This is a genomic window from Pseudomonas sp. TH21 (assembly GCF_016651025.1).
Lineage (GTDB): Bacteria > Pseudomonadota > Gammaproteobacteria > Pseudomonadales > Pseudomonadaceae > Aquipseudomonas > Aquipseudomonas aylmerensis.
In genome coordinates, this window is sequence record NZ_JAEKEQ010000001.1 from 1,148,676 (window position 1) to 1,171,040 (window position 22,365).

Below are 22,365 nucleotides of genomic sequence, written 5' to 3' on the forward strand. Positions count from 1 at the left end.
GGCAAGCCAGCGCCTGCAGGGGGCGCGGGTTCTTCAGTCGAACTTGTAGCTGATCGCGGTCTGCACCTGGCCCTGGTTCACATCCCCGGTGTCCTTGACGATGGTGCTGTTGGCCGCCGAGCCCACCAGGTGGACCCAACTGGCGCTGGTCAGCAGTGACCAGTTGTCCGCCAGGGGGAATTCGAAACTCTGGGTCAGCGTCAGGTTCTGGAAGCCGGCACTCGCGTTGTAGGCGCGAATGCCCGAGGCCGCGGATTCCTTGTCGTCGACGCCGAAAAAGGTCTGGGTCTGGCGGGCGTCGGCAAAGTGCGCCAGCAAGCCGGTGCTGCCAATGATCCCGCCGCCGAGCGGGTAGCCGAGTTCGCCGCCGACCTTGCCCAGCACGCCGCTTTGATCACGTCCGCCGCCGACGGCCTGGCCCATCTGGGCGTATACACGCCAGAAGTCGGCCGGCGCGTATTGGATGAAACCGCCCACCTCGGCCATGTCCGAGACATTGCGCAGACCGCGCAGTGAGCCGTTGGCGGTACGCCCCGGCAGGTAATTGATGTACGGGCCGGCGGTGAAGCCGTGGGTGTCCAGCGCGCTCCAGGTCAGGCCATCGTCGGTGCCCAGGCTGACCGGGCCCCAGTCCAGGTCGAAGTAGGGAATGGGCCGGGTTTCGTAGCGACTGCCCGTCGGGTCGTGGGGTTGATAGCTGACGCCCGCGCCCATCTCGCCGGTAATGCCTTGGGCCAATGCCGTGCTGGAAAAGCCCCACAGCCCCAACAGGCCGGCGAATACAGCAGAAGTCACCTTGAACATGCAGCGGTTTCCTTATCTGGACATACGCGCATTCACGCGCGAAGGGCATCCCTGGCGCAAGCACTCATCTTGTTTGTAGCGAGCTACAAAAATTGTAGCTTGCGCGACATATATCTCCCGACAAATCCACGCAAAGCCCAGCCCCGCTGGGTTTTCGCCAGTTGGCACGCTCCCTGCTCTACTCCAGTGGCAAGCGCACAGAGCGCTCTTCTTCAAGCCCTCCAACTCAAGGAAAGGCAATGATCCACTGGCATATCGTGTGTGACTTCGACGGGACCATCACCCCCACCGATGTCATCGACAACGTCCTCCAACGCTTCGCCGGCCCCGAGTGGGAAACCATCGAACAGGAATGGCTGGATGGGCATATCGGTTCCCGCGAATGCCTGAGCCGCCAACTGGCACTGATCAAGGCGACCCCGACTGAACTGCTGGCGTACTTCGACAGTGTCGAGATCGATCCGGACTTCCCGGATTTCGTCGATCACGTCATGGGCCTGGGCGCGACCATCGAAGTGGTCAGCGACGGCATCGAACAAGGTATCGCGCGCATCCTGTCGCGCAACTACGTGACCTTGCTGCCGATCCTCGCCAACCGCCTGCGCCAGGTCGACCAGAACAGCTGGCGCATCGACTTCCCGTATGCCAGCGATGCCTGCCGTGCCGCTTCCGGCAACTGCAAGTGCAAGTCCACCCCGCGCAACAAGCGCGTGCTGGTGATCGGCGACGGCAAGTCCGACATGTGCGTGGCCTCCACCGCCGACTTCGTGTTCGCCAAAGGCAGCCTCGCCGACTACTGCGTGGCCAACAACATTCCTCACGCGCGCTTCGACACCTTTGCCGAAGTGCCTGCATTGCTGGCGCAACTGCCGCAGGGCATCGCCGCCAACGCCAGCGCTTTTGCTGGCGAACTGTCTACCGAAAATCAGGAACTCTTCCACCATGTCTGATATCCGTATCGCTACCGCCGAAGACCAGGTCCTTCTGGATAAAGAAGCCAAGTATTGCTCCTACGGTGACACCGTTCACTACATCGAGCCGCCGCGTATTTTCAGTCGTTGCGAAGGCTCCTACGTGTGGGACACCGAAGACCAGGCCTACCTCGACCTGCAAATGTGGTACTCGGCCGTCAACTTCGGCTACGCCAACCCGCGCCTGAACAACGCGTTGAAGCAGCAGATCGATACCCTGCCGCAAATCGCCAGCCAGTACTTGCACAAAGGCAAGATCGAGCTGTCGGAAATGATCGCGGTCGATGCCAAGAAAAAATTCGGCCTCGACGGTCGCGTGCACTTCAACGTCGGCGGTTCGCAGTCGATCGAAGACTCGCTGAAAGTGGTGCGCAACGCCACCAACGGCAAGAGCCTGATGTTCGCCTTCGAAGGCGGCTACCACGGCCGTACCCTCGGTGCGTCGTCGATCACTTCCAGCTACCGCTACCGTCGCCGCTACGGCCACTTCGGCGAGCGTGCGCAGTTCATCCCGTTCCCATACCACTTCCGCGGCCCTAAAGGCATGACCAAGGAAGAGTACGGCAGCCACTGCGTGCAGCAATTCGCCCGCCTGTTCGAGACCGAATACAACGGCGTGTGGGACCCGAAAGTCGGCCAGAGTGAATACGCCGCGTTCTACGTCGAGCCGATCCAGGGCACCGGCGGTTACGTGATCCCGCCGATGAACTTCTACCGCGAACTCAAGCAAGTGCTCGACCAGCACGGCATCCTGATGGTGTCCGACGAAATCCAGATGGGCTTCTACCGTACCGGCAAGCTGTGGTCGATCGAGCACTTCGACGTGCAACCGGACGTGATCGTGTTCGGCAAGGCGCTGACCAACGGCCTCAACCCACTGGGCGGCATCTGGGCCCGTGAAGAGTTGATCAACCCGAAGATCTTCCCGCCAGGTTCGACCCACTCCACCTTCGCCTCCAACCCACTGGGTACGGCGGTCGGCCTGGAAATGTTCAAGATGACCAACGAAGTCGACTACGGCGCGATGGTCATGGCCAAGGGCAAATACTTCCTGGAAGGCCTGCAGGACCTGCAGAAACGTTTCCCGATCATCGGCGACGTCGACGGCCTGGGCCTGGCCCTGCGCTGCGAAATCTGCGGCCCGGATGGCTTCACCCCGGACAAGGCGACCCTGGACTACATGGTCGAGGAAGGCATGAAGGGCGACATGGTCGTCGATGGCCAGAAACTCGGGCTGATCCTCGACGTGGGCGGCTACTACAAAAACGTGATCACCCTGGCACCGTCGCTGGAAATCAGCTACCCGGAAATCGACCTGGGCCTCAAGCTCCTCGAGCAACTGCTGGTGCGGGCGACCAAACGGTGAACAGCCTCGGGATCGACCTCGGTGAAGGTGATGCCGGCTTCGTTCTCGGTGAAGGTCCGGTCGGGATCCTGTTGATCCACGGCCTGACCGGCACCCCGACGGAATTGCGCCAGGTCGCCAAGGGCCTGGCCAAGGCGGGTAACTGCACGGTCTACGTGCCCACCCTGGCCGGGCACTGCGGCGATAACAGCGACCTGCAGGCCACCGGCTGGCTGGACTGGTACGAAGGCGTGCGCAAGACCTTCGTCCAGGTCAGGCAACGCCACGCGCAAGTCTTTGTCGGTGGCTTGTCCATGGGCGCGGTGATGTCGATGTACGTGGCCGCCGAGCACCCTGGGCAAGTCGCCGGGCTGTTGATGTATTCCACCACCTTGAAGTACGACGGCTGGAGCATTCACAAACTGGCGTTTCTGACGCCATTGCTGATGAAGATTCCGTTCGGCGTGCACATCTGCCGCTTCGAAGAGAAGCCGCCGTATGGCATCAAGAACGAACGCCTGCGGGCGATCGTCGAGCGCCAGATGAAGGAAGGGGAGAGCAGCGAAGCCGGTCTGCTGACCATGGAAGGCATCACGGTGCGTGAGTTGCATCGGATGAACGCCGTGGTCAAGAAACGCATGCCCGAGGTCAAGGTACCGGCGCTGGTGCTGCACTCCATCGAGGACGACATCACCAGTCGCTGGAACGCCGATTACGTGGAACGCCACCTCGGCGGGCCGGTGACCAAGATCCTGCTGGACAACTGCTATCACATGATCACCGTCGACCTGCAATACCGCCGGGTGATCGAGTTGAGTGCCGAGTTTGTCGAGCAGCATGCGCGCATCCGTGGTGAGCGGGTTTCACAGGGGCAACGAGCTTCTGCGGCTGAAGCTGTGTTCCAGGGTGAGGCAGCTTCGCATGCTGGAGCTGGTTTGCAGGCTGAACCTGCTGCTTATGCTGAAGCTGTTTTCCAGGCTGAACCTGCTGCTCATACTGAACATGTTTTCCACGGTGAACCTGCTTCTCGTGGCGAGCGGGCTTGCCCCGCGTTGGGTGGCGAAGCCGCCCCCTCGCTGACACTGCATGCTTCCCGTTAGGGCTGGGGTGGCTGGATTTGGGGCGGCTTCGCCGCCCAACGCGGGGCAAGCCCGCTCGCCACAATAGAGCGGTTGCCACGAGAGGATTGCTGCCACACCACGCCCGATCATGACCACAGGCCGGCTCGCTCAAGAAATAGAAAAAGGGAAATCCGTGATCACCGCCCAAGCCTTCTCGACCATCCGGGCCATCCAGCGCAGTGCCTGGAACGACTGTTTTCCCGGTGCACTGGAGGATTGGGACTTTTACGTGGCCGTGGAAAACGCGGCCATTGATGATTTCAAATGGCGTTACCTGGCGGTCTACGACAGCGGGTCGCTGGTGGCGGTTGCGCCCGCGTTCATCACGCAGTATCGACTCGACACCACGGTGTCGGGCACCGGCAAGCGCTTTACCGAGCGCCTGGAGCGACTGTGGCCGGGTGTTTTGCAGTTGCCGTTGTATGCCATCGGCTCTCCGGTGGCCGAGCGCTGTGATGCGGGCATTGCCAGTAGCGTGCCCGAGGCGCGGCGCCCGCTGATGATCACGCACGTACTCAAGGCCGCGCGCCAGGACGCCAACGCATTCGGCATCGGCCTGGTGGCGGTCAAGGATGTGCCCACCCACGATACGCAGTTTGCCGCCAGTTGCCGAGTTGCCGGATTTCAGAGCATGCCGAGCCTGCCCAGCGGCTGGCTGACGGTGCCTTACGGTTCGGTGGACGCCTACCTGGGGTCGCTGTGCAAATCGACCCGCAAGGACCTGCGCCGTAAACTGCGTGCGCCGGGGCCACGGGTGGAATGGCGGCACAACATAGACGACGTGTTGCCGCAGGTGATGCGCCTGTATGAAGACACGCTCAGCCGCGCGGATTTACAGTTCGAACGCCTGCCGGCGAGTTACTTCACCGGTATCCTTGAACGGCTTGAAAAACGTGCGGTCTGTGCACTTTATTGGGTGGACGAGCGCCTGGTGGCGTTCAACCTGATGCTGGTGGATCAGCACCGCTTGGTCGACAAGTTTTTCGGGCATGACCGTGAGTTCAGCCGTGAGTACAACCTGTACTTCAGGTGTTGGCTGACCAATGTCGACTATTGTATTCAGCACAATATCCCCGTGTATGAATGCGGCCAGGAGGGCTATGCCAGTAAGCTGCGCCTGGGGTGCGAATTCCGCGGCAACAACCTGTTTTTCCGTCACCGTAATCGGCTGGTCAACGGCCTGCTCAAACTTGTGAAGATGTACCTCCGACCGGATCGTTCCGACCCTGCCATGGCTGCTGCGATAAGCGAAACCTGATGATCACCAAGACCCGCCAGAAAGCCCGCCCCTTTGCCATTTCGCGTTGGAGCGTCCAGCGCAAGCTGGTGCTGGCGTTTTGGCTGGTCAGCGTCATTCCCACCATGATCGCGGCCGAACTGGCGGCGACCACGCTGTCGCAGATTTTCGACAGCAACGTGCGGATCTGGCTGCAAGAGTCGACCAAGATCGTCAAGGACGAAATCGGCGACATCCTTCATGACAACGCGCGCATGGCCAAACTGTTCCTGCGCTACACCAGCCCGCCGTCGAACAAGCAGGCGGCCAAGCACGACCGGCTCACCGCCGACATCGCCGATGCCACTGATATCGACGTGGTCGCGCTGATTCGAGTCAGTGACCACAAAGTGGTGTTCAGCACGGCGGCCGACGATGTCGTCAAACAGATCGACCTGACCAGCAACGCGGTGCTGCAGACGGTCAAGGTGGCGGGGGTGAGTACGGGCCTGGTGGTGTCGACCTTCGAAACCACCCAGGAGGGTGTCGACTACCTGCTGCTCGTGGCCACTTACCTGGACAGCAGCTTCCTGACCAGCGTGGCCGATGTGCATTCGCTGGATTTGCGCTTGTACCTGGCTAACCCCGACGGTTTCTCGGAGATCTTCTCGACCCAGCGTTTCGAGGATCACCCTTCGCGCATCCCGAAAAATGTCGAAGCCGCGATGCGCAGCACCAAGCAGCCCAGCGAGCAGTTCACCAATAACTACAGCGGTCTGTACTGGCCGATCTTCAACGATGCCGGCGACCTGCAAGGCGTGATCTTCAGCGGCCTGCTGCGCCACACCAGCCTGGTCGGGCTGGTGAACCAGAGCAACCTGTTCGTGCTGATTTTCCTGCTCAGCTCGGCGCTGTCGCTGGCGGCCGGGGTGTTGGTGTCGCGGCGCCTGACCAAGCCGCTGCGGGATTTGTCCCAGGGCGTGGACGCGGTGATTTCGGGCAACTACGAGCACCGGGTGCTGGTCAGCGGTGGCGACGAACTGGCGCAGTTGAGCAGCACCTTCAACCACATGACCGAGCGCCTCGGCGAGTTGCATCACCTCGAGGCCCAGTTGCGCCGCCGTGATCGCCTGCACGCCCTGGGCGAAGTCGCCATGGGCCTGGCCCACGAAATCCGCAACCCGCTGGGTATCATCAAGACCGCCACCCAGTTGCTGCACCGCCGCGCCGACCTGGCCGAGTCCGATAAGCGCCACCTGGAGTACGTGATCAGCGAAGTCAGCCGCATCAACGACCTGATCACCGAGTTCCTCGATTTCGCCAAGCCCAACCCGCCACTGCGTGTACTGCAGCCGGCCCGGCCGCTGGTGGAGGAGATCCTGGGCTTCTGCTCGCCGGAACTGGCCACCCATAACATTGATGCACAGATCGACGACCAGGCGCCGGGGGCGACGATCTACGCGGACGCCAAGCAGCTCAAGCAGGCCTGCCTCAACCTGATTCTCAACGCCATCGATGCCATGCCCGAAGGCGGCCGCCTGACCCTGGGCATTCGCAGCGTCGGCGACAATACCCTGATCAGCATCGGCGACACCGGCCAGGGGATCCCGGCGGAGATGATCGAGCGCATCTTCACGCCGTTTGTCACCACCAAGGCCTCCGGCACTGGCCTGGGCCTGGCAAAAGTCTATTCGATCATGGAAAGTCACGACGGCAGCATCGAATGCACCAGTGAGAAAGATGCCGGCGCCACCTTCAGCCTGTACATTCCGGCGATTGGCGAAGACGACGAGGACAGTCATGACGCATAACATTCTGGTAGTCGACGACGAACCCAAGCTCTGCGACCTGCTGGCCTCGGCCCTGGGCCAGAACCACGTGCAGGTGTTCATTGCCGGTAATGGCCTGCACGCGCTCAAGGTGCTGGAGCAGGAAGACATCGACCTGGTGATCAGCGACTGGCGCATGCCGGGCATGGACGGGCCGGCCCTGTTGGCGGAGATCAAGGTGCGCTACCCCCAGGTGCCGGTGATTGTGATGACCGCCTACAGCACGGTGAAAAACGCCGTGCAGTCGATGCGCAACGGCGCCTATGACTACATCGCCAAGCCGTTCGATATCGACGAGCTGGACATCACCGTGGCCAAGGCCCTGCAGTTTCGCGAGATCATGCGCGACAACGCGCGCATGCGCGCCGAGCTGGACGAGCACGCGCAATTCGACAGCCTGGTCGGCGACAGCCCGGCGTTTCGCAAAGTGCTGCAGGCGGTGGATTCGGTGCGCGACAGCGCTGCTACCGTGCTGCTGACCGGTGAAAGCGGCACCGGCAAGGAAATGGTGGCCCGCGCCATCCACAAGCACGGTAGCCGCGCCGACAAACCGTTCGTGGCGGTCAACTGCGCCGCCATTCCCGAGGGCTTGCTGGAAAGCGAGATGTTCGGTCATCGCAAGGGCGCCTTTACCGGCGCCGTGACTGACCGGGTCGGACGCTTCCAGCAGGCCGACAAGGGCACGCTGTTTCTCGATGAAGTGGGCGACATGCCGCTGGCGCTGCAGGCCAAGATTCTGCGGGCGTTGCAGGAGCGGGTGATCGAACCGGTGGGTGACCCGCGCGAGCGCAAGGTGGACGTGCGGGTGATTGCCGCCACCAACAAGAACCTGCTCGATGCGGTGGCCAATAAAGAGTTTCGCGAAGACCTGTATTACCGCCTCAATGTCTTCCCGATTCCGCTGCCGGCGCTGCGCGAGCGCGCCGAAGATATCGTGCCGCTGGCCCGCCACTTCGCCCAGACCCTGAGTGCTACCGCGGGTAAACGCATCACCGGCTTCAGCCCGGAGGCGCTGCAGGCCATGGCCGCCTATCACTGGCCGGGGAATATTCGCGAACTGCAAAACTGTGTGGAGCGCGCGACCATCGTGGCGGCCTCGCCGGTGATCGAGGATATCGACCTGCCGGCGTACCTGTTTGCTTCCCGGCCTGGCGAAGGCAGCGTCACCGCGCTGCTGGATGACACACCAGGCGTGCCTGCTGACCTGGACGCGGCCCTGGCCGAAGTCGAGAAAACCTACATTCTGGCGGCTCTGAATGAAAGCAACGGTGTGCAGGCCGCAGCGGCGGCGAAGATCGGGATATCCGAGCGCAGCTTCTGGTACCGCCTGAAAAAGCTGGGCATCCAGGTCGATAAGATCGTGCGCTGATCTCTCTTGAGCCACCGATCCAGATGTGGGAGCAGGCCTGCCTGCGATGGCGGTATGTCTTTGTCAGCTGAGTTGGCGGGTACACCGCTATCGCAGGCAAGCCAGCTCCTACAGTTTTGATCGGGTTGGGTCAGGTGTGAATGCGCGGCGGCGGAATCGGGATATCCGAGCGCAGCTTCTGGTACCGCCTGAAAAAGCTGGGCATCCAGGTCGACAAGATCGTGCGCTGATCTCTCTGTAGCCACCGATCCAGATGTGGGAGCTGGTTTGCCTGCGATGGCGGTATGTCTGTGCCAGATGAGTTGGCGGGTAGACCGCTATCGCAGGCAAGCCAGCTCCCACATTTTGATCGGGTTGAGTCAGGCGTGAATGCGCGGCGGCGGAATCGGGATATCCGAGCGCAGCTTCTGGTACCGCCTGAAAAAGCTGGGCATCCAGGTCGACAAGATCGTGCGCTGATCTCTCTGTAGCCACCGATCCAGATGTGGGAGCTGGCTTGCCTGCGATGGCGGTATGTCTGTGTCAGCTGAGTTGGCGGGTACACCGCTATCGCAGGCAAGCCAGCTCCCACAGTTTTGATCGTGTTGGGTCAGGCGTGAATGCGCGGCGGCGGAATCGGGATATCCGAGCGCAGCTTCTGGTACCGCCTGAAAAAGCTGGGCATCCAGGTCGATAAGATCGTGCGCTGATCTCTCTTGAGCCACCGATCCAGATGTGGGAGCAGGCCTGCCTGCGATGGCGGTATGTCTTTGTCAGCTGAGTTGGCGGGTACACCGCTATCGCAGGCAAGCCAGCTCCTACAGTTTTGATCGGGTTGGGTCAGGTGTGAATGCGCGGCGGCGGAATCGGGATATCCGAGCGCAGCTTCTGGTACCGCCTGAAAAAGCTGGGCATCCAGGTCGACAAGATCGTGCGCTGATCTCTCTGTAGCCACCGATCCAGATGTGGGAGCTGGCTTGCCTGCGATGGCGGTATGTCTGTGTCAGCTGAGTTGGCGGGTACACCGCTATCGCAGGCAAGCCAGCTCCCACATTTGGATCGGGTAGAGTCAGGTGTGAATGCGCGGCGGCGGAATCGGGATATCCGAGCGCAGCTTCTGGTACCGCCTGAAAAAGCTGGGCATCCAGGTCGACAAGATCGTGCGCTGATCTTTCTGTAGCCCCCGATCCAGATGTGGGAGCTGGCTTGCCTGCGATGGCGGTATGTCTTTGTCAGCTGAGTTGGCGGATACACCGCTATCGCAGGCAAGCCAGCGCCTGCAGATTTTGATCGGGTTGGGTCAGGCGTGAATGCGCACCCAGATGCTGACCAATATTGTCGCCGCCATCAGCCACGCCACCGCCGCCACGGCGAGTGATGCTTCCAGGCGCATCCGATCGACCATCAGATACAACGTCGCCAGGTACACAAAGTAAGGAATGATCGACCACATCCCGAACAGGATCGTGGTCTTCAAGTCGTCCAGCGAACGGCCCTTGCCGACGATGTAGTGGGCGATCAGCGCAAAGGTCGGAAACAGCGGCACCAACCCGGCGATGTAATAGTTTTTGGTCTTGGCCAATGCAGCCAATATCAATACCACTGCCGCGCCGAGGGCGGCCTTCAATACCAGATCCACAACGCGCTCCTTAGTGGCTCAAGCCATATTTCTTGACCTTGTCGAACAGGGTGGTCTTGGCCATCCCCAATTCCTGGCTGGCCTGGGTCAGGTTGCCGCCGCTGCGTTGCAGGGCATCGTTGAGCAGGTTGCGTTCAAAGGCTTCCACTGCTTCGGTGAAGGCCAGGCCATGGCTGCCGCTGCTCGCGCCGCTCTTCTTGAAGGCGGGCAGGCCGAGGGCGAAGCGTTCGGCGACGTTGCGCAGTTCGCGCACGTTGCCGGGCCAGTCATGGCTCATCAGGCTCGAGACGGTCTGGTTGTCCAGCTCCGGTGCCGCGCGATCAAAGCGCAGGGACGACTGCTGCAGGAAGTGCTCGAACAGTTGCAGGATGTCTTCACGGCGTTCGCGCAGGGGCGGCAACTCCAGGGTCACCACGTTGAGGCGGTAATACAGGTCGCTGCGGAACTGGTTGGCGCGGCTCAGTTCATCCAGGTCGGACTTGGTGGCGGCGATCACGCGGCAATCCACGGCCACGCTCTGGTTCGAGCCCAGGCGTTCGAGGGTGCGCTCCTGCAGGACCCGCAGCAATTTGATCTGCAGGTTGATCGGCATGCTTTCCACTTCATCAAGGAACAGCGTGCCTTCATGGGCGTGCTCGATCTTGCCGATACGGCGCTTGCCGGCACCGGTGAAGGCGTTGGCTTCGTGGCCGAAGATCTCGCTCTCGAAGAGGTTCTCCGGCAGGCCGCCGCAGTTCAGCGCGACAAACTGGTGGTCGTGGCGTCGGCTGAAATCATGCAGGCAGCGCGCCACCAGCTCCTTGCCGGTGCCGGTCTCGCCTTCGATCAACACGTTGGCCGAAGTGTCGGCGACGTTGGCGATCAGCTCGCGCAGGTTCTGCATGGCCGGTGATCGGCCGATGATGCGGCCTTCCAGCGAGTCGCGCTCGGCCAACTGGCGGCGCAGCGACCAGACTTCGCGTGCCAGCCCGCGTTGCTCCAGGGCGCGGCGGGCGACGTCGACCAGGCGCTCGGGAGAGAAGGGTTTTTCCATGAAGTCATAGGCGCCGTTGCGCATCGCGCCCACCGCCATGGAGATGTCGCCATGCCCGGTGATCAACACCACCGGCAGGCTTTTATCCAGGGCCTTGAGGCGCGTGAGCAGCTCCAGGCCGTCGATGCCCGGCAGGCGAATATCGCTGATGACAATGCCGGCGAAGTTCTCGCCGATGCGCTTCAACGCCTCTTCGGCGCTGCCCACGCCGACGCTGGGAATATCTTCCAGCGCCAGGGCCTGCTGGCAGCCGAGCAGCACATGCGGGTCGTCTTCGACGATCAGGACGGTGAGGTCTTTCGGATCTGTATTCATGTCGACTCAACATGTTGAGCGCCCACCAGCGGCAGGCACAGGACAAAGGCAGTACCACCACTGGCCGGGTGTTCGACGGCGAGGTTGCCGCCGGTGGCCGCCGCGAGGCTGGCGGACAGGGTCAGGCCCAGGCCCAGGCCTTGCTCGCCGGGCTTGGTGGTGAAGAACGGTTCGAATAAATGCTTGCGGGCCTCAGCGTCGATGCCGTGGCCGTTGTCACGTACCAGCAGGCGGTATTTACCGTCGGCGGCGCTGCCTTCCAGCCACAGTTCGGGGGCCGGTTGCGCTTGCATGGCGTCGAGGGCATTGCCGATCAGGTTGACCAGGATCTGTTCCAGGCGTGTCTGGTCGATCTGCAACTGGGCCGGCGCGAAGTCGCGGTGCAGGGTCAGCGACAGGTTGTCCAGGCGTGCGCCCATGACCTGGAACGCCGCGTCGACCGCCTTGCCCAGGCTGGCTTCGCCCTGGTCGTCGCCGCGCCGCGCAAAGGAGCGCAGGCTGGCGGTGATGCGACCCATGCGGTCGATCAGTTCGTTGATGGTCTTGAGGTTGGCGCTGGCGGTGTCCAGCGCGCCGCGTTCGAGGAAGCGCACGGTGTTGCCGGACAATGTGCGCAGCGCGGCCAGCGGCTGGTTCAGTTCGTGGGCGATGCTGGTGGACATCTGGCCGATGGCGGCGAGCTTGCCGGCCTGCACCAGTTCATCCTGGGCGCGGCGCAGGGTCTCTTCGGCCTGGCGGCGTTCGCGGATCTGGCTCTTGAGCCGTTCATTGCTGGCGCGCAAGTCGGCGGTGCGCTCGGCAATCCGGCGTTCCAGCTGGCTGTTGGCTTCCTGCAGCGCTTCGCGCGCGGCCAGGCGAGTGGCGATGACCTTGCGCCGCTCGTTCCAGGCAATCAGCAGGAAGGCCACCAGGCCAAAGGCCACGGCCACCAGGATGCCCTGGTTGATCGCCGCGCGGCGCAGGTCGTTGAGTGGGGTGAGCAGGGTGAAATTCCACGGCGTGTCGTTGAGCGGACGGGTTTGCGCGAGGTAGCTGACCTCGTGCTCGTCGTTCACCACTTCGCTGTTGGCGGGGAAGGTCAGTTTCTCGGTGCCTTCGTTGATACGCTCGCGGGCCAGCGGCTCCAACTCGTTCAGCGTCGCCCAGTAATATTGCAGGCTGTGGGCCAGGCGTTCCTTGGTGTCATCGCTGAGCGGGCGCACGGCCTTGAGGCGGCGGGCCGGGTCGCTGGAGAGGATGATGATGCCGTTTTCGTCGCTCACAAATGCTTCGAGACGCGCGCGCTGCCAGCGCTCTTCCAAGGCTTCGAGGCGCACCTTGACCACGGCGACGCCGATGATCTTGCCGTGTTCTTCCAAGCCATGGGCCAGGTAGTAGCCGGGTTCGCCGTTGGTGCTGCCGATGCCATAAAAGCGCCCGGGCTGACCGCGTACGGCATTCTGGAAATAGGCACGGAAGGACAGGTCTTCACCCTGGTAACTGTCGGCATCGCGCCAGTTACTGGTGGCCAGCACGCGGCCGGTGGTGTCCATCACGTAGATGGCCCGACTGCGACTGCGTCGGTTCAGGCCTTCGAGGTAATCGTTGACTGTCTGCCGGGTCTCCTGGTTGGGGTCGGCGAGCAGCTTGGAGACGCTGGACTCCAGCTCCAGCAGGCTGGGCAGGTAGGTGTATTTGCTGAGTTCGCTTTCGACGGTGCGCGCATGCAGCTCCAACTGGCGTTCGCCGTTGTCGCTGAGAGTGCGGATGCCGTAGTGCTCACTGACCCAGAAGCCGATATAACCCAGGCCGATCATCAGGGCGATGATCAACGGCGGCAGGAACAGTTGGCGAATCAGACGAGGTTTCACGGCAAGTGATGGCGGTGCGGCGCGAAATTGGTTGGGGTCGCATTTCATCACAGATGCCTTGGGTCAACCAGCGCTTGCCAGCCTGCGGGGTCCAATGTGGGAGCGGGCTTGCTCGCGAATGCGATCTGTCAGTGGATGCTTCAGTGACTGAAAGACCGCATTCGCGAGCAAGCCCGCTCCCACAATAGATCCGGTTTCTACAGTGGAAGCGCTGTAATGCTTAGTGCTGCAGGATTTTCTCAAGGAAGTGCTGCGCGCGTTCGGAGCGGGCGCTGATGTCGCCGAAGAACTCTTCTTTCGGGCAGTCTTCGATGATCTTGCCGGCGTCCATGAAGATCACGCGGTCGGCCACTTTGCGGGCGAAGCCCATTTCGTGGGTCACGCACATCATGGTCATGCCTTCGTGGGCCAGTTGCACCATTACGTCGAGCACTTCGTTGACCATTTCCGGGTCCAGTGCCGAGGTCGGTTCGTCGAACAGCATGACGATCGGGTCCATGGCCAGGGCGCGGGCAATCGCTACACGTTGCTGCTGGCCGCCGGAAAGCTGGCCAGGGTGCTTGTGGGCGTGTGCCGACAGGCCGACGCGCTCGAGCAATTGCAGGCCTTTCTTGGTGGCTTCTTCCTTGCTACGACCCAGCACCTTGATCTGCGCGATGGTCAGGTTTTCGGTGATGGTCAGGTGCGGGAACAGTTCGAAGTGCTGGAACACCATGCCCACGCGCGAACGCAGTTTTGGCAGGTTGGTCTTCGGGTCGGCGATGGAGGTGCCGTCGACCACGATGTCGCCCTTCTGGAACGGTTCCAGTGCGTTGACGCACTTGATCAGGGTGGATTTGCCCGAGCCCGACGGCCCGCACACCACGATCACTTCGCCTTTTTTAACCTCGGTGCTGCAATCGGTCAGCACCTGGAAGTCGCCATACCACTTGTTGATGTTCTTGATAGAGATCATACGGCAAACCTTTTTTGCAGACGCTTGACCAGCAGCGAGGCGGAAAAGCTGATGATGAAGTAGACGACACCGGCGAAGATCAGGAACTCATTGGAGCGGCCAATGATGTCGCCGTTGGAACGGGCGGAGTTGAGGAAGTCCACCAGGCCCACGGTGTAGACCAGCGAGGTGTCCTGGAACAGGATGATCGACTGCTGCAGCAGCAGCGGGGTCATCTTGCGGAACGCCTGGGGCAGGATGATCAGGCGCATGGTCTGGCCATAGCTCATGCCCATCGCCTGTGCAGCCGCCATCTGGCCCTTGGGGATCGACTGCACGCCGGCCCGCACGATCTCACAGAAGTACGCGGCTTCGAACATCATGAAGGCCACGACACAGGAGGTGAATGCGCCGATCGGGGTGTCTTCGCCGGTGATCCAGCGCAGCACGAACGGCACCGCCAGGTAGAACCAGGTGATCACCAGCAGCAGCGGGATCGAACGGAAGTAGTTCACATAGGCGCCGGCCAGGCGCGACAGCAGTTTGCTGGACGACAGGCGCATCAGCGCGAGGATCGTGCCCAGGACGATGCCGCCGACCACGCCCATGACCATCAGCTGCAGGGTCATGACCATGCCGTTCCACAGGCCCGGGATGGCGGGGATGATGCCGCTGAAATCGAAGTCCATTATTTACCCCCCACGGAGATCAGGCCGGGCACCGCGACTTTCTTCTCGACCAGGCGCATGAGCAGCATCAGGCTCATGTTCAGGGTGAAGTAGATCAGCGTGGCCAGGGTGAAGGCTTCAAACAGGTTGGCCGAGAACTCGGCGGTCTGTTTGGTTTGCGCCAGCAGTTCCATCAAGCCGATCAAGGACGCCACGGAGGAGTTCTTGAACACGTTGAGGAATTCCGAGGTAAGCGGCGGAATAATGATGCGGTAGGCCTGGGGCAGCAGCACGTTCCAGTAAATCTGCGGCAGCTTGAAGCCCATGGCGCGCGCGGCAGATTCCTGGCCACGTGGCAGCGCCTGGATGCCGGTGCGCACTTGCTCGCACACCCGGGCGGCAGTGAACAGGCCCAGGCACACGACAACGCTCAGGTAGGCCGAGGTGGTCGGGTTCAGGTCTTGTTTGTACCAGTCTTGCAGGTTCTGCGGCAGCAGGTCGGGTATCAGGAAATACCAGATGAACAGCTGGACCAGCAGCGGTACGTTACGAAACAGTTCCACGTAGCAGGTCGCGATGCCCGATACGATGCGGTTTGGCACGGTGCGCATGACCCCCAGAACGGAGCCCAGCAACAAGGCGATAATCCATGCCACGACAGCGATGGCGATGGTCCAGCCCAGGCCGGCGATGTACCAGTCGAGATAAGTCTCGCTGCCAACGCCAGTGGACTTGAAGAACACGCCCCAGTCCCAGTTGTAATTCATTAGGGTCTCCCCTCGAGATCGATCGATGTACAAGCACCCGCTTGGGGAAGATCCTTTCCCACCTGACGTTGAACGCCAGGCACACACGATCGGCTCGAAAACCGCCAGGTCGAGTGTTCCAAAGTAAAGCCAGCAGGTAGTAACAGACGCCTGAGGGAGGTTTGCTCCCTCAGGAGATAAGGTTAGTCAGAAATCAGATTTTTACGTCAGGCGCTGGCTTGTCGCTTGGGTTAGCGATCAGATCCTTAACCTTGTCGCTCATCGGGAAGTTCAGGTTCAGGCCTTTTGGTGGAATCGGGCTCTCGAACCACTTGCTGTAGATCTTGTTGATTTCGCCGGATTTGTACAGGCCGGTGATGGCGTCATCGACAGCCTTCTTGAACGCTGGATCGTCTTTACGAACCATGCACGCGTAGGCTTCAAACGACTGTGGAGTACCGGTGATGACCCAGTCATCCGGCTTCTTGGCCTTGGCTTCTTCGCCGGCCAGCAGGGCGTCGTCCATCATGAAGGCAACGGCGCGGCCGCTTTCCAGCATCTGGAAGGACTCGCCGTGGTCCTTGGCGGAGATGACGTTCATGCCCATCTGCTTGTCGGCGTTCATCGCCTTGATGATGCGCTCGGACGTGGTGCCGGCGGTGGTCACGACGTTTTTGCCTTTCAGGTCGGCAAAGTCGCTGTAGGACGGCTTGCCATCCTTGTCTTTCTTGACCAGCAGGCGGGTGCCGATTTCGAAGATGTTGACGGTGAAGTCGACTTGCTGGGCACGTTCGGCGTTATTGGTGGTGGAGCCGCACTCGATATCCGCGGTGCCGTTCTGGATCAGCGGGATACGGGTTTGCGAGGTGACCAGGTTGTACTTGGTCTTCAGGTCGGGTTTGTTCAGGTCTTTTTTCAGGGCTTCAACGATGGCCAGCTGAATGTCGTGGGAGTAGCCCACTGGTTTGCCCGAACCATCCGCGATGTAGGAAAACGGAATGGAGCTGTCGCGGTGAGCGAGAGTGATGGTGCCGGAGTCGTTGATTTTCTTCAGTGTGCCGGTGAGTTCGGCGGCGAAAACTGGAGTGCTGATCAGAGCAGCAGCGATAGCTGCGCCCAAGATATGGGGAACGATGCGCATCAATACTTCCTCGACATTTGTTTTTTTTATGAAGCCGGCTAAACGGCTCTCTTGTACAGCGAATGCCCGTGACGGCTCCTAAGGCGTCCCAGGTAATCGTCAGGAAGTGTAGAGCATGAGTCGTGCCATACCCGAATTAAAAGGCTAAGCGGCTGATTTATAAGCGTATTAACTTTGTGTAACGATGTATTTTCAAGGCTTGGGTCCGGCAAACCGAATGGTTGGGGGTATGTCGTTCGGAAAACCGAATGCCAGCGGGTCAGTATTTTCTGTAGGAACGAGCACGCCTGCGAGGGCATCGACCGGGCTTATTGATCTGCCCAGTGTCTGCATCGCAGGCGCGCCAGCCCTCACAGGGCTATCGACGGCAGGTTCTGCTGTCAGAAGGTGTAGTCGGCCGAGACCACCGCCGCACGCCCATCGCCAGGCACCGCCCAACCGTTGTTGCGGATGCGGGTCAGGTACTCCTTGTCGAACAGGTTGTTGACGTTCAACTGCAGGTTGAGCTGCTTGTTGACCTTGTAACCGAGCATTGCACGCTGCACCGCATAGCCAGGCGCAGTCGGTGCCCCGGCGGCGCTGACCAGGTACTGCTTGGTCTGCGCCGTGATGCCGTAACCCACCTGGAAGTCGTATGGCAGGTCGTACACCGTCCAGAGGCTGGCCGCATGCTTGGGGGTGAAGGTCAGCGGTTCACCTTTCTGCACATCGATACCGGTGGTTGCCAGGGTGTAGTCGCTGGCGCTGCGCAGTACACGGGTGTTGAGGTAGGTGTAGTTGGCGAAGACCTTCCAGCGATCCGTCAGCGCGCCGCTCAGGCCGAGTGCCACGCCATCGGCACGCGCCTTGCCGTCGAGGGTTTGCGTACCACTCAGGTTGCTCGGGTCGTTATCGGCGACTTTGTAGTTGGTGCGGTCATTGCGAAAGATCGCGCCGGTGACCGACAAGGCATTGTCGAGGAAGTCCCACTTGGTGCCGATCTCATAACTGACGGCGGTTTCCGGGGCGACGTTGCAGTTGTTGGTGGCCGTGCTGGAAGTCTTGGCCGGGGTGTAGCAGCCACCGTTGACGCTGGCTTGCGACGGCGTCTTGCTGTTGCCATAGGCGACATAGAAGCTGCCGTTTTCCACCGGCTTGTAGACCAGCGCCAGGCGGTAGGACGTCAGGTCGTCTGCCTGGCCGTAGCGCACGCCGGGCGTTTCCACGCCGGTGCTGGAATAGGCGTTGCTCACCGAACTGCCGGCGTTGTGCTCGTAACGCAGGCCGCCATTGATTTCCCATTGCGGGTTGAGCTTGAGCGTATCGAAGGCATAGGCGGCGCGGTTGTTCAGTGCTCCGTCGACGTGGGCCGCGCGGGTGAAGTTGACCGGGCCGGTCCAGTCGGAGTTCGGATCGCTGTAGCTGACCGGCGGCGGCACGATCGTGCTGCCGTTGCTGTTCGTCAGCCACTTGCCGGTATCGGCCTGGTATTCCTCGCGGCTGATGGCGATGCCGGTCACCAGCGTGTGGTCGATGAAGCCGGTGCTGAAGTGGCTGGTCACGTCAGTTTGGTTGGTGAACATTTTGTTCTGGGTGTTGCGCTCGTTACCCAATGAGCCACCGGCTGGCTGGAAAAAGCCCGGGCTCAGGCCTGCGGGGCAGGGGGCACCGGTAATCTGGGTGCCGCTGGCCAGGCAACCGGCCTGCGCACCTTCGGGGCCGGAGGCGCGCAGCTCCTGGCGTACGCGCTCGACGCGGGTGAAGTTGCGGACCGACACGGCATCGTTGAAGTCATGTTCGAGCTTGAGGCTGAACGCGTCCGAGGTGATGTTCTGGTCGTTGATGTTGTGGTAACCGTAATAGTCGCTCCAGCCCACGCCCGGCATCGGCTTGCCGTTGTAGATGGGGATGCCGTATTGCGGCGTGTTGTCATCTTTCTGATGTTCATAACTGACGGTCACGCGCGTCGGCGTACCGAGGCCGAAGGCGATCGAGGGGGCAATGCCCCAACGCGAGTAATCTTCATAATCGCGGCCAGGCACGTCGTTACCATGGGCCATCAGGTTCAAGCGGAATGCCGTCGTGTCATTAAGTGTCTGGTTGCTGTCCAGGGTGAGGCGCTTGTAGCTGTCTGTGCCGATGCCGGCGCTGATCGTGGTTTTGTCGCGCAGTTCCGGGGCCTTGGTGACGAGGTTGATGGTGCCGCCGACAGCGCCCGAACCCGAGTACACCGAGCTGGCGCCGCTGACGACTTCGACCTGCTCCAGGTTGAACGGGTCGGTGCGGCTGTATTGCGCACTGTCGCGCACGCCGTCCACGTAGATATCGCCGCTGGCGGAAAAACCGCGCAGGTTGATGCTGTCGCCATAGCCGCTGCCGCCTTCACCGGCACCGAATGTGATGCCCGGCACGGTGCTGAGCACGTCGCGCAGGGTCAGCAGGTTTTGATCGTGAATGACTTCCTTGGGCACCACCGTGATGGTCTGCGGCGTGTCGCGCAGCGCTTCGGTGTACTTGGGTGAAGACGGTGCCACCGGGTTGTAGGCACTTTGCGCCTGGCCTTCGATGCTGGTCGCGCCGAGCTGGATCGGCCCGGTGTTGTCGTCTGGTGCGGCATCCCCCGCATAACTGAAGCCTCCCTGCGCAGCCACTGCCAAACCCACTGCCGATGCGAGCAGATGCCGCGTGGAGAGGGGAGCGGAACGGGTGCCGGTCGTCATTGAATGGTCTCTTGTTAGTAGGATTGAGATGTGGTCGTGTTTGATAACCAATCTCAAATGTAATAGATTGTTACGTAATGTTTCATGAAAGTTTTGTAAGTTTATCCACCGTGGGGAGACGCAAATGCACAGCACCGAGCCTTCTGATTTGGCCGGTAACCCCCGGGCCTACGCACGGTGGGTGATGCACGCCGCACAATTGGGGGATGCCGACGCGCAAGCCACCTTGGGCCAGTTGCTGCTGGAGGGGCGTGGCATCCAACTGGACCAGGCCTTGGCGCTCAGTTGGTTTCGGATTGCTGCGCGCCAGGGGCATCCGATGGCAATCAATATGATCGGCCGTTGCCTGGAGCATGGCTGGGGCGACGCGATCAACCTGGAACAGGCCGCACGGCATTACCGGCAGGCGGCCGATCTGGGCCTGGATTGGGGGCTGTACAACTTCGGTCAGTTGCTGACCCGTGGCCGCGGCGTCGAGCAAGACCTGGCCGCGTCGTTCCAATTGTTCCAGCAGGCGGCTGCCCAAGGGCACGCCAAGTCGATGAACCTGCTCGGGCGTTTCCACCATGAGGGCGTCGTGGTGCCCAGGGATGTGCCGCTGGCACGCCAGTGGTACCAGCGCGCGGCCGAGGCCGGTGATTTCCGTGGGCAATACAACCACGCGGCGGAGTTGGCAGAAGCCGGCGACGAGGCGCAGGCCTGTGTCTGGCTTGAGCGCGCGCTGGTGGGCGCCACGCTGGGCTTCCTGCTGGCGGCTTACCCGGTGCTGCTCGGGTCGGCCTTGCCCGGTATCCGGGACATGGGGCTGCGTTATCAGCGCCAGGCCCTCGAGGCATGAAAAAGCCCCTGGACCTTACGGCACAGGGGCTTTTTTACGAGCGGTTGATCAGGCCGCTTCGATCTTGCGGTTCTGCTCGACCTTGGACAGGTAACGTTGCACGTTGTCCTGTTCCTGCGCCGTGGTGAACAGGCCCAGCTTGGTGCGCCGCCACAGCACGTCCTGAGGTTGGGTCACCCATTCTTCAGCGCACAGATAATCCACTTCGCGGGTGTACAGGCCGCCACCCAGGTGGTCACCAAGATCGGCCAGCGATTGCACGCCTTCGAGCAAGCGCCAGGTCCGGCTGCCATAAGTGGTGGACCAGCGGCGCGCTATCTCGCTTGGCACCCAGTCGAACTTCGCGCGAATGGCCTCGGCCAGAGCTTCCGGCGTGGTCATGTGCTCGCCGCCGGGCAGGCTCGCGGTGGCGGTCCAGCTCGGGCGCATCTGCGTGAAGTACGGCGCCAATTGCGCCATCGCCGACTCTGCAAGTTTGCGGTAGGTGGTCAGCTTGCCACCGAACACCGACAGGATCGGTGCTTCGCCCGTGCCGCCGGACAGCGACAGGGTGTAGTCACGGGTGATCGCCGACGGGTTATCCGACTCGTCGTTGCACAGCGGGCGCACACCGGAGTAGGTGTGGACGATGTCGTCGCGGCTCAGTTGCTTTTTGAAGTGCGCGTTGACCACCTTGAGCATGTAGTCGGTTTCGCCTTCGGTGATCGCCACTTTCGCCGGGTCGCCGGTGTATTCGCGGTCGGTGGTGCCGATGATGGTCAGGTGATTCAGGTACGGAATGGTGAAGACAATGCGCTGGTCTTCGTTCTGCAGGATGTGCGCGTGGGCGCCTTCATACAGTTTCGGCACGATCAAGTGGCTGCCCTGGATCAGGCGGATGCCGTAGGGCGAGTCCAGCTTCAAGTCTTCCTTGATGAACTTGGCAACCCACGGGCCGGCCGCGTTCACCAGGGCGCGGGCGCGGATCGAGAACAGGCTGCCGTCGGCGCGTTCCATGTTCATTTCCCACATGCCGTTGCTGCGGTGCGCGCTGACGCAGCGCGTCTGGGTGTGGATATGCGCGCCTTTTTCACGCGCGGCCATGGCGTTGAGCACCACCAGGCGGGCGTCGTCGACCCAGCAGTCGGAATATTCGAAGCCTTTGGTGATTTCGCTTTTCAGCGGGCTGTCGGCGCCGAACTTGAGGCTTCTGGAGCCGGCCAGCTTCTCGCGCTTGCCCAGGTGGTCATAGAGGAACAGGCCCGCGCGGATCATCCACGCCGGACGCAGGTGCGGCCGATGCGGCAGGACAAAACGCATTTGCTTGACGATGTGCGGGGCCTTGGCCAGCAGCACTTCACGTTCGGCCAGGGCTTCGCGCACCAGGCGGAATTCGTAATGTTCGAGGTAGCGCAGGCCGCCGTGGATCAGCTTGCTGCTGGCGGAGGAGGTGTGGCTGGCGAGGTCGTCCTTTTCGCAAAGGAATACCGACAAACCGCGCCCGGCTGCGTCTGCTGCAATGCCGACGCCATTGATCCCGCCGCCGATCACGGCGACGTCATAGACTTCGGCAAGCGGTGCAGCAGGCAAGGTAGAAGGGTTCATCGGCTGGCCTCGCGATCTTTTCGTATTGGAATTCGAACATTAATGTTCATTTGCGAAAATGGTAGCTGATAAACGCGCGCACAGCCACCCGACTTCGATTGAAAAAACTCATCGAAGGGCGGGAAAAGGAAAATTTGTGAACATAAACCTGTGGAAGCCCGGTTTGCAGGCGATGGCGATCTCAAGGCGCTATCGCCGGCAAGCCGGGCTCCCACAGGTGATCGCATTTCGCCAGGAATTACGCAGTCAAATGTGGGAGCGGGCTTGCCCGCGAAGACGATCTC

16 protein-coding genes and 1 pseudogene are annotated in these 22,365 nt (G+C 61.5%); 7 read left to right on the forward strand and 10 right to left on the reverse strand.

Annotation, left to right across the window (positions count from 1 at the left end; genetic code table 11):
- Positions 1-33: 33 nt before the first annotated feature.
- Positions 34-804: a MipA/OmpV family protein gene (locus tag JFU04_RS05040; RefSeq protein ID WP_201143613.1), complete on the reverse strand. Its 771-nt coding sequence runs from the start codon at positions 802-804 to the stop codon at positions 34-36.
- Between the two features lie 239 nt (positions 805-1,043).
- On the opposite strand from JFU04_RS05040, the gene JFU04_RS05045 reads away from it, so the two are divergent.
- From JFU04_RS05045 to JFU04_RS05070, 6 genes and pseudogenes are all read left to right on the forward strand, one after another.
- Positions 1,044-1,754 (forward strand): MtnX-like HAD-IB family phosphatase, encoded by a 711-nt coding sequence (locus JFU04_RS05045; RefSeq protein WP_065906809.1) that lies wholly within the window; start codon positions 1,044-1,046, stop codon positions 1,752-1,754.
- On the forward strand, positions 1,747-3,141 hold the full coding sequence (locus JFU04_RS05050) for an aspartate aminotransferase family protein (protein WP_107338926.1): 1,395 nt from the start codon (positions 1,747-1,749) through the stop codon (positions 3,139-3,141). Before JFU04_RS05045 ends, JFU04_RS05050 begins: the two co-directional genes overlap by 8 nt.
- Positions 3,138-3,992 (forward strand): annotated as a pseudogene (locus JFU04_RS05055) (alpha/beta hydrolase); the annotation flags it as partial. The gene JFU04_RS05050 and the pseudogene JFU04_RS05055, both read left to right, overlap by 4 nt.
- Positions 3,993-4,374: 382 nt before the next feature.
- The gene (locus JFU04_RS05060) at positions 4,375-5,499 is read left to right on the forward strand and encodes a GNAT family N-acetyltransferase (RefSeq protein WP_201143614.1); all 1,125 of its coding nucleotides are present in this window, start codon (positions 4,375-4,377) and stop codon (positions 5,497-5,499) included.
- Positions 5,499-7,268 carry a HAMP domain-containing sensor histidine kinase gene (locus tag JFU04_RS05065; RefSeq protein WP_065906806.1) on the forward strand — a complete coding sequence of 590 codons (1,770 nt, stop codon included), beginning with the start codon at positions 5,499-5,501 and terminating at the stop codon, positions 7,266-7,268. The genes JFU04_RS05060 and JFU04_RS05065 overlap by 1 nt, the downstream gene beginning before the upstream one ends.
- A complete protein-coding gene (locus JFU04_RS05070; RefSeq protein ID WP_201143615.1) occupies positions 7,258-8,655 on the forward strand; it encodes a sigma-54-dependent transcriptional regulator in 1,398 nt (465 codons plus the stop codon). The genes JFU04_RS05065 and JFU04_RS05070 overlap by 11 nt, the downstream gene beginning before the upstream one ends.
- Before the next feature lie 1,279 nt (positions 8,656-9,934).
- Here the strand turns inward: JFU04_RS05070 and JFU04_RS05075 are convergent.
- From JFU04_RS05075 to JFU04_RS05110, 8 genes are all read right to left on the reverse strand, one after another.
- Positions 9,935-10,273 carry a GlpM family protein gene (locus JFU04_RS05075; protein WP_065906802.1) on the reverse strand — a complete coding sequence of 113 codons (339 nt, stop codon included), beginning with the start codon at positions 10,271-10,273 and terminating at the stop codon, positions 9,935-9,937.
- 10 nt (positions 10,274-10,283) lie between these two features.
- A complete protein-coding gene (locus tag JFU04_RS05080) occupies positions 10,284-11,621 on the reverse strand; it encodes a sigma-54-dependent transcriptional regulator (protein ID WP_106805024.1) in 1,338 nt (445 codons plus the stop codon).
- Positions 11,618-13,519, reverse strand: coding sequence for a sensor histidine kinase (locus JFU04_RS05085; protein ID WP_065906797.1), 1,902 nt, complete (start codon positions 13,517-13,519; stop codon positions 11,618-11,620). Before JFU04_RS05085 ends, JFU04_RS05080 begins: the two co-directional genes overlap by 4 nt.
- 172 nt (positions 13,520-13,691) lie before the next feature.
- The gene (locus JFU04_RS05090; RefSeq protein WP_007916729.1) at positions 13,692-14,426 is read right to left on the reverse strand and encodes an amino acid ABC transporter ATP-binding protein; all 735 of its coding nucleotides are present in this window, start codon (positions 14,424-14,426) and stop codon (positions 13,692-13,694) included.
- Positions 14,423-15,094, reverse strand: a complete 672-nt coding sequence (locus JFU04_RS05095; RefSeq protein ID WP_065906795.1) for an amino acid ABC transporter permease — start codon at positions 15,092-15,094, stop codon at positions 14,423-14,425. The genes JFU04_RS05090 and JFU04_RS05095 overlap by 4 nt, the downstream gene beginning before the upstream one ends.
- Complete coding sequence (locus JFU04_RS05100; protein ID WP_106805023.1) at positions 15,094-15,840, reverse strand: amino acid ABC transporter permease; 747 nt, start codon at positions 15,838-15,840, stop codon at positions 15,094-15,096. Before JFU04_RS05100 ends, JFU04_RS05095 begins: the two co-directional genes overlap by 1 nt.
- A gap of 193 nt (positions 15,841-16,033) precedes the next feature.
- Positions 16,034-16,960: a glutamate/aspartate ABC transporter substrate-binding protein gene (locus tag JFU04_RS05105; RefSeq protein ID WP_065906791.1), complete on the reverse strand. Its 927-nt coding sequence runs from the start codon at positions 16,958-16,960 to the stop codon at positions 16,034-16,036.
- 380 nt (positions 16,961-17,340) lie between these two features.
- A complete protein-coding gene (locus JFU04_RS05110; RefSeq protein WP_106805022.1) occupies positions 17,341-19,659 on the reverse strand; it encodes a TonB-dependent receptor in 2,319 nt (772 codons plus the stop codon).
- Positions 19,660-19,783: 124 nt separating this feature from the next.
- On the opposite strand from JFU04_RS05110, the gene JFU04_RS05115 reads away from it, so the two are divergent.
- Positions 19,784-20,497: a tetratricopeptide repeat protein gene (locus tag JFU04_RS05115; RefSeq protein ID WP_201143616.1), complete on the forward strand. Its 714-nt coding sequence runs from the start codon at positions 19,784-19,786 to the stop codon at positions 20,495-20,497.
- 48 nt (positions 20,498-20,545) lie between these two features.
- On the opposite strand, the gene glpD is transcribed toward JFU04_RS05115, so the two are convergent.
- The gene (gene glpD / locus JFU04_RS05120) at positions 20,546-22,081 is read right to left on the reverse strand and encodes a glycerol-3-phosphate dehydrogenase (protein WP_201143617.1); all 1,536 of its coding nucleotides are present in this window, start codon (positions 22,079-22,081) and stop codon (positions 20,546-20,548) included.
- Between the last annotated feature and the right edge of the window lie 284 nt (positions 22,082-22,365).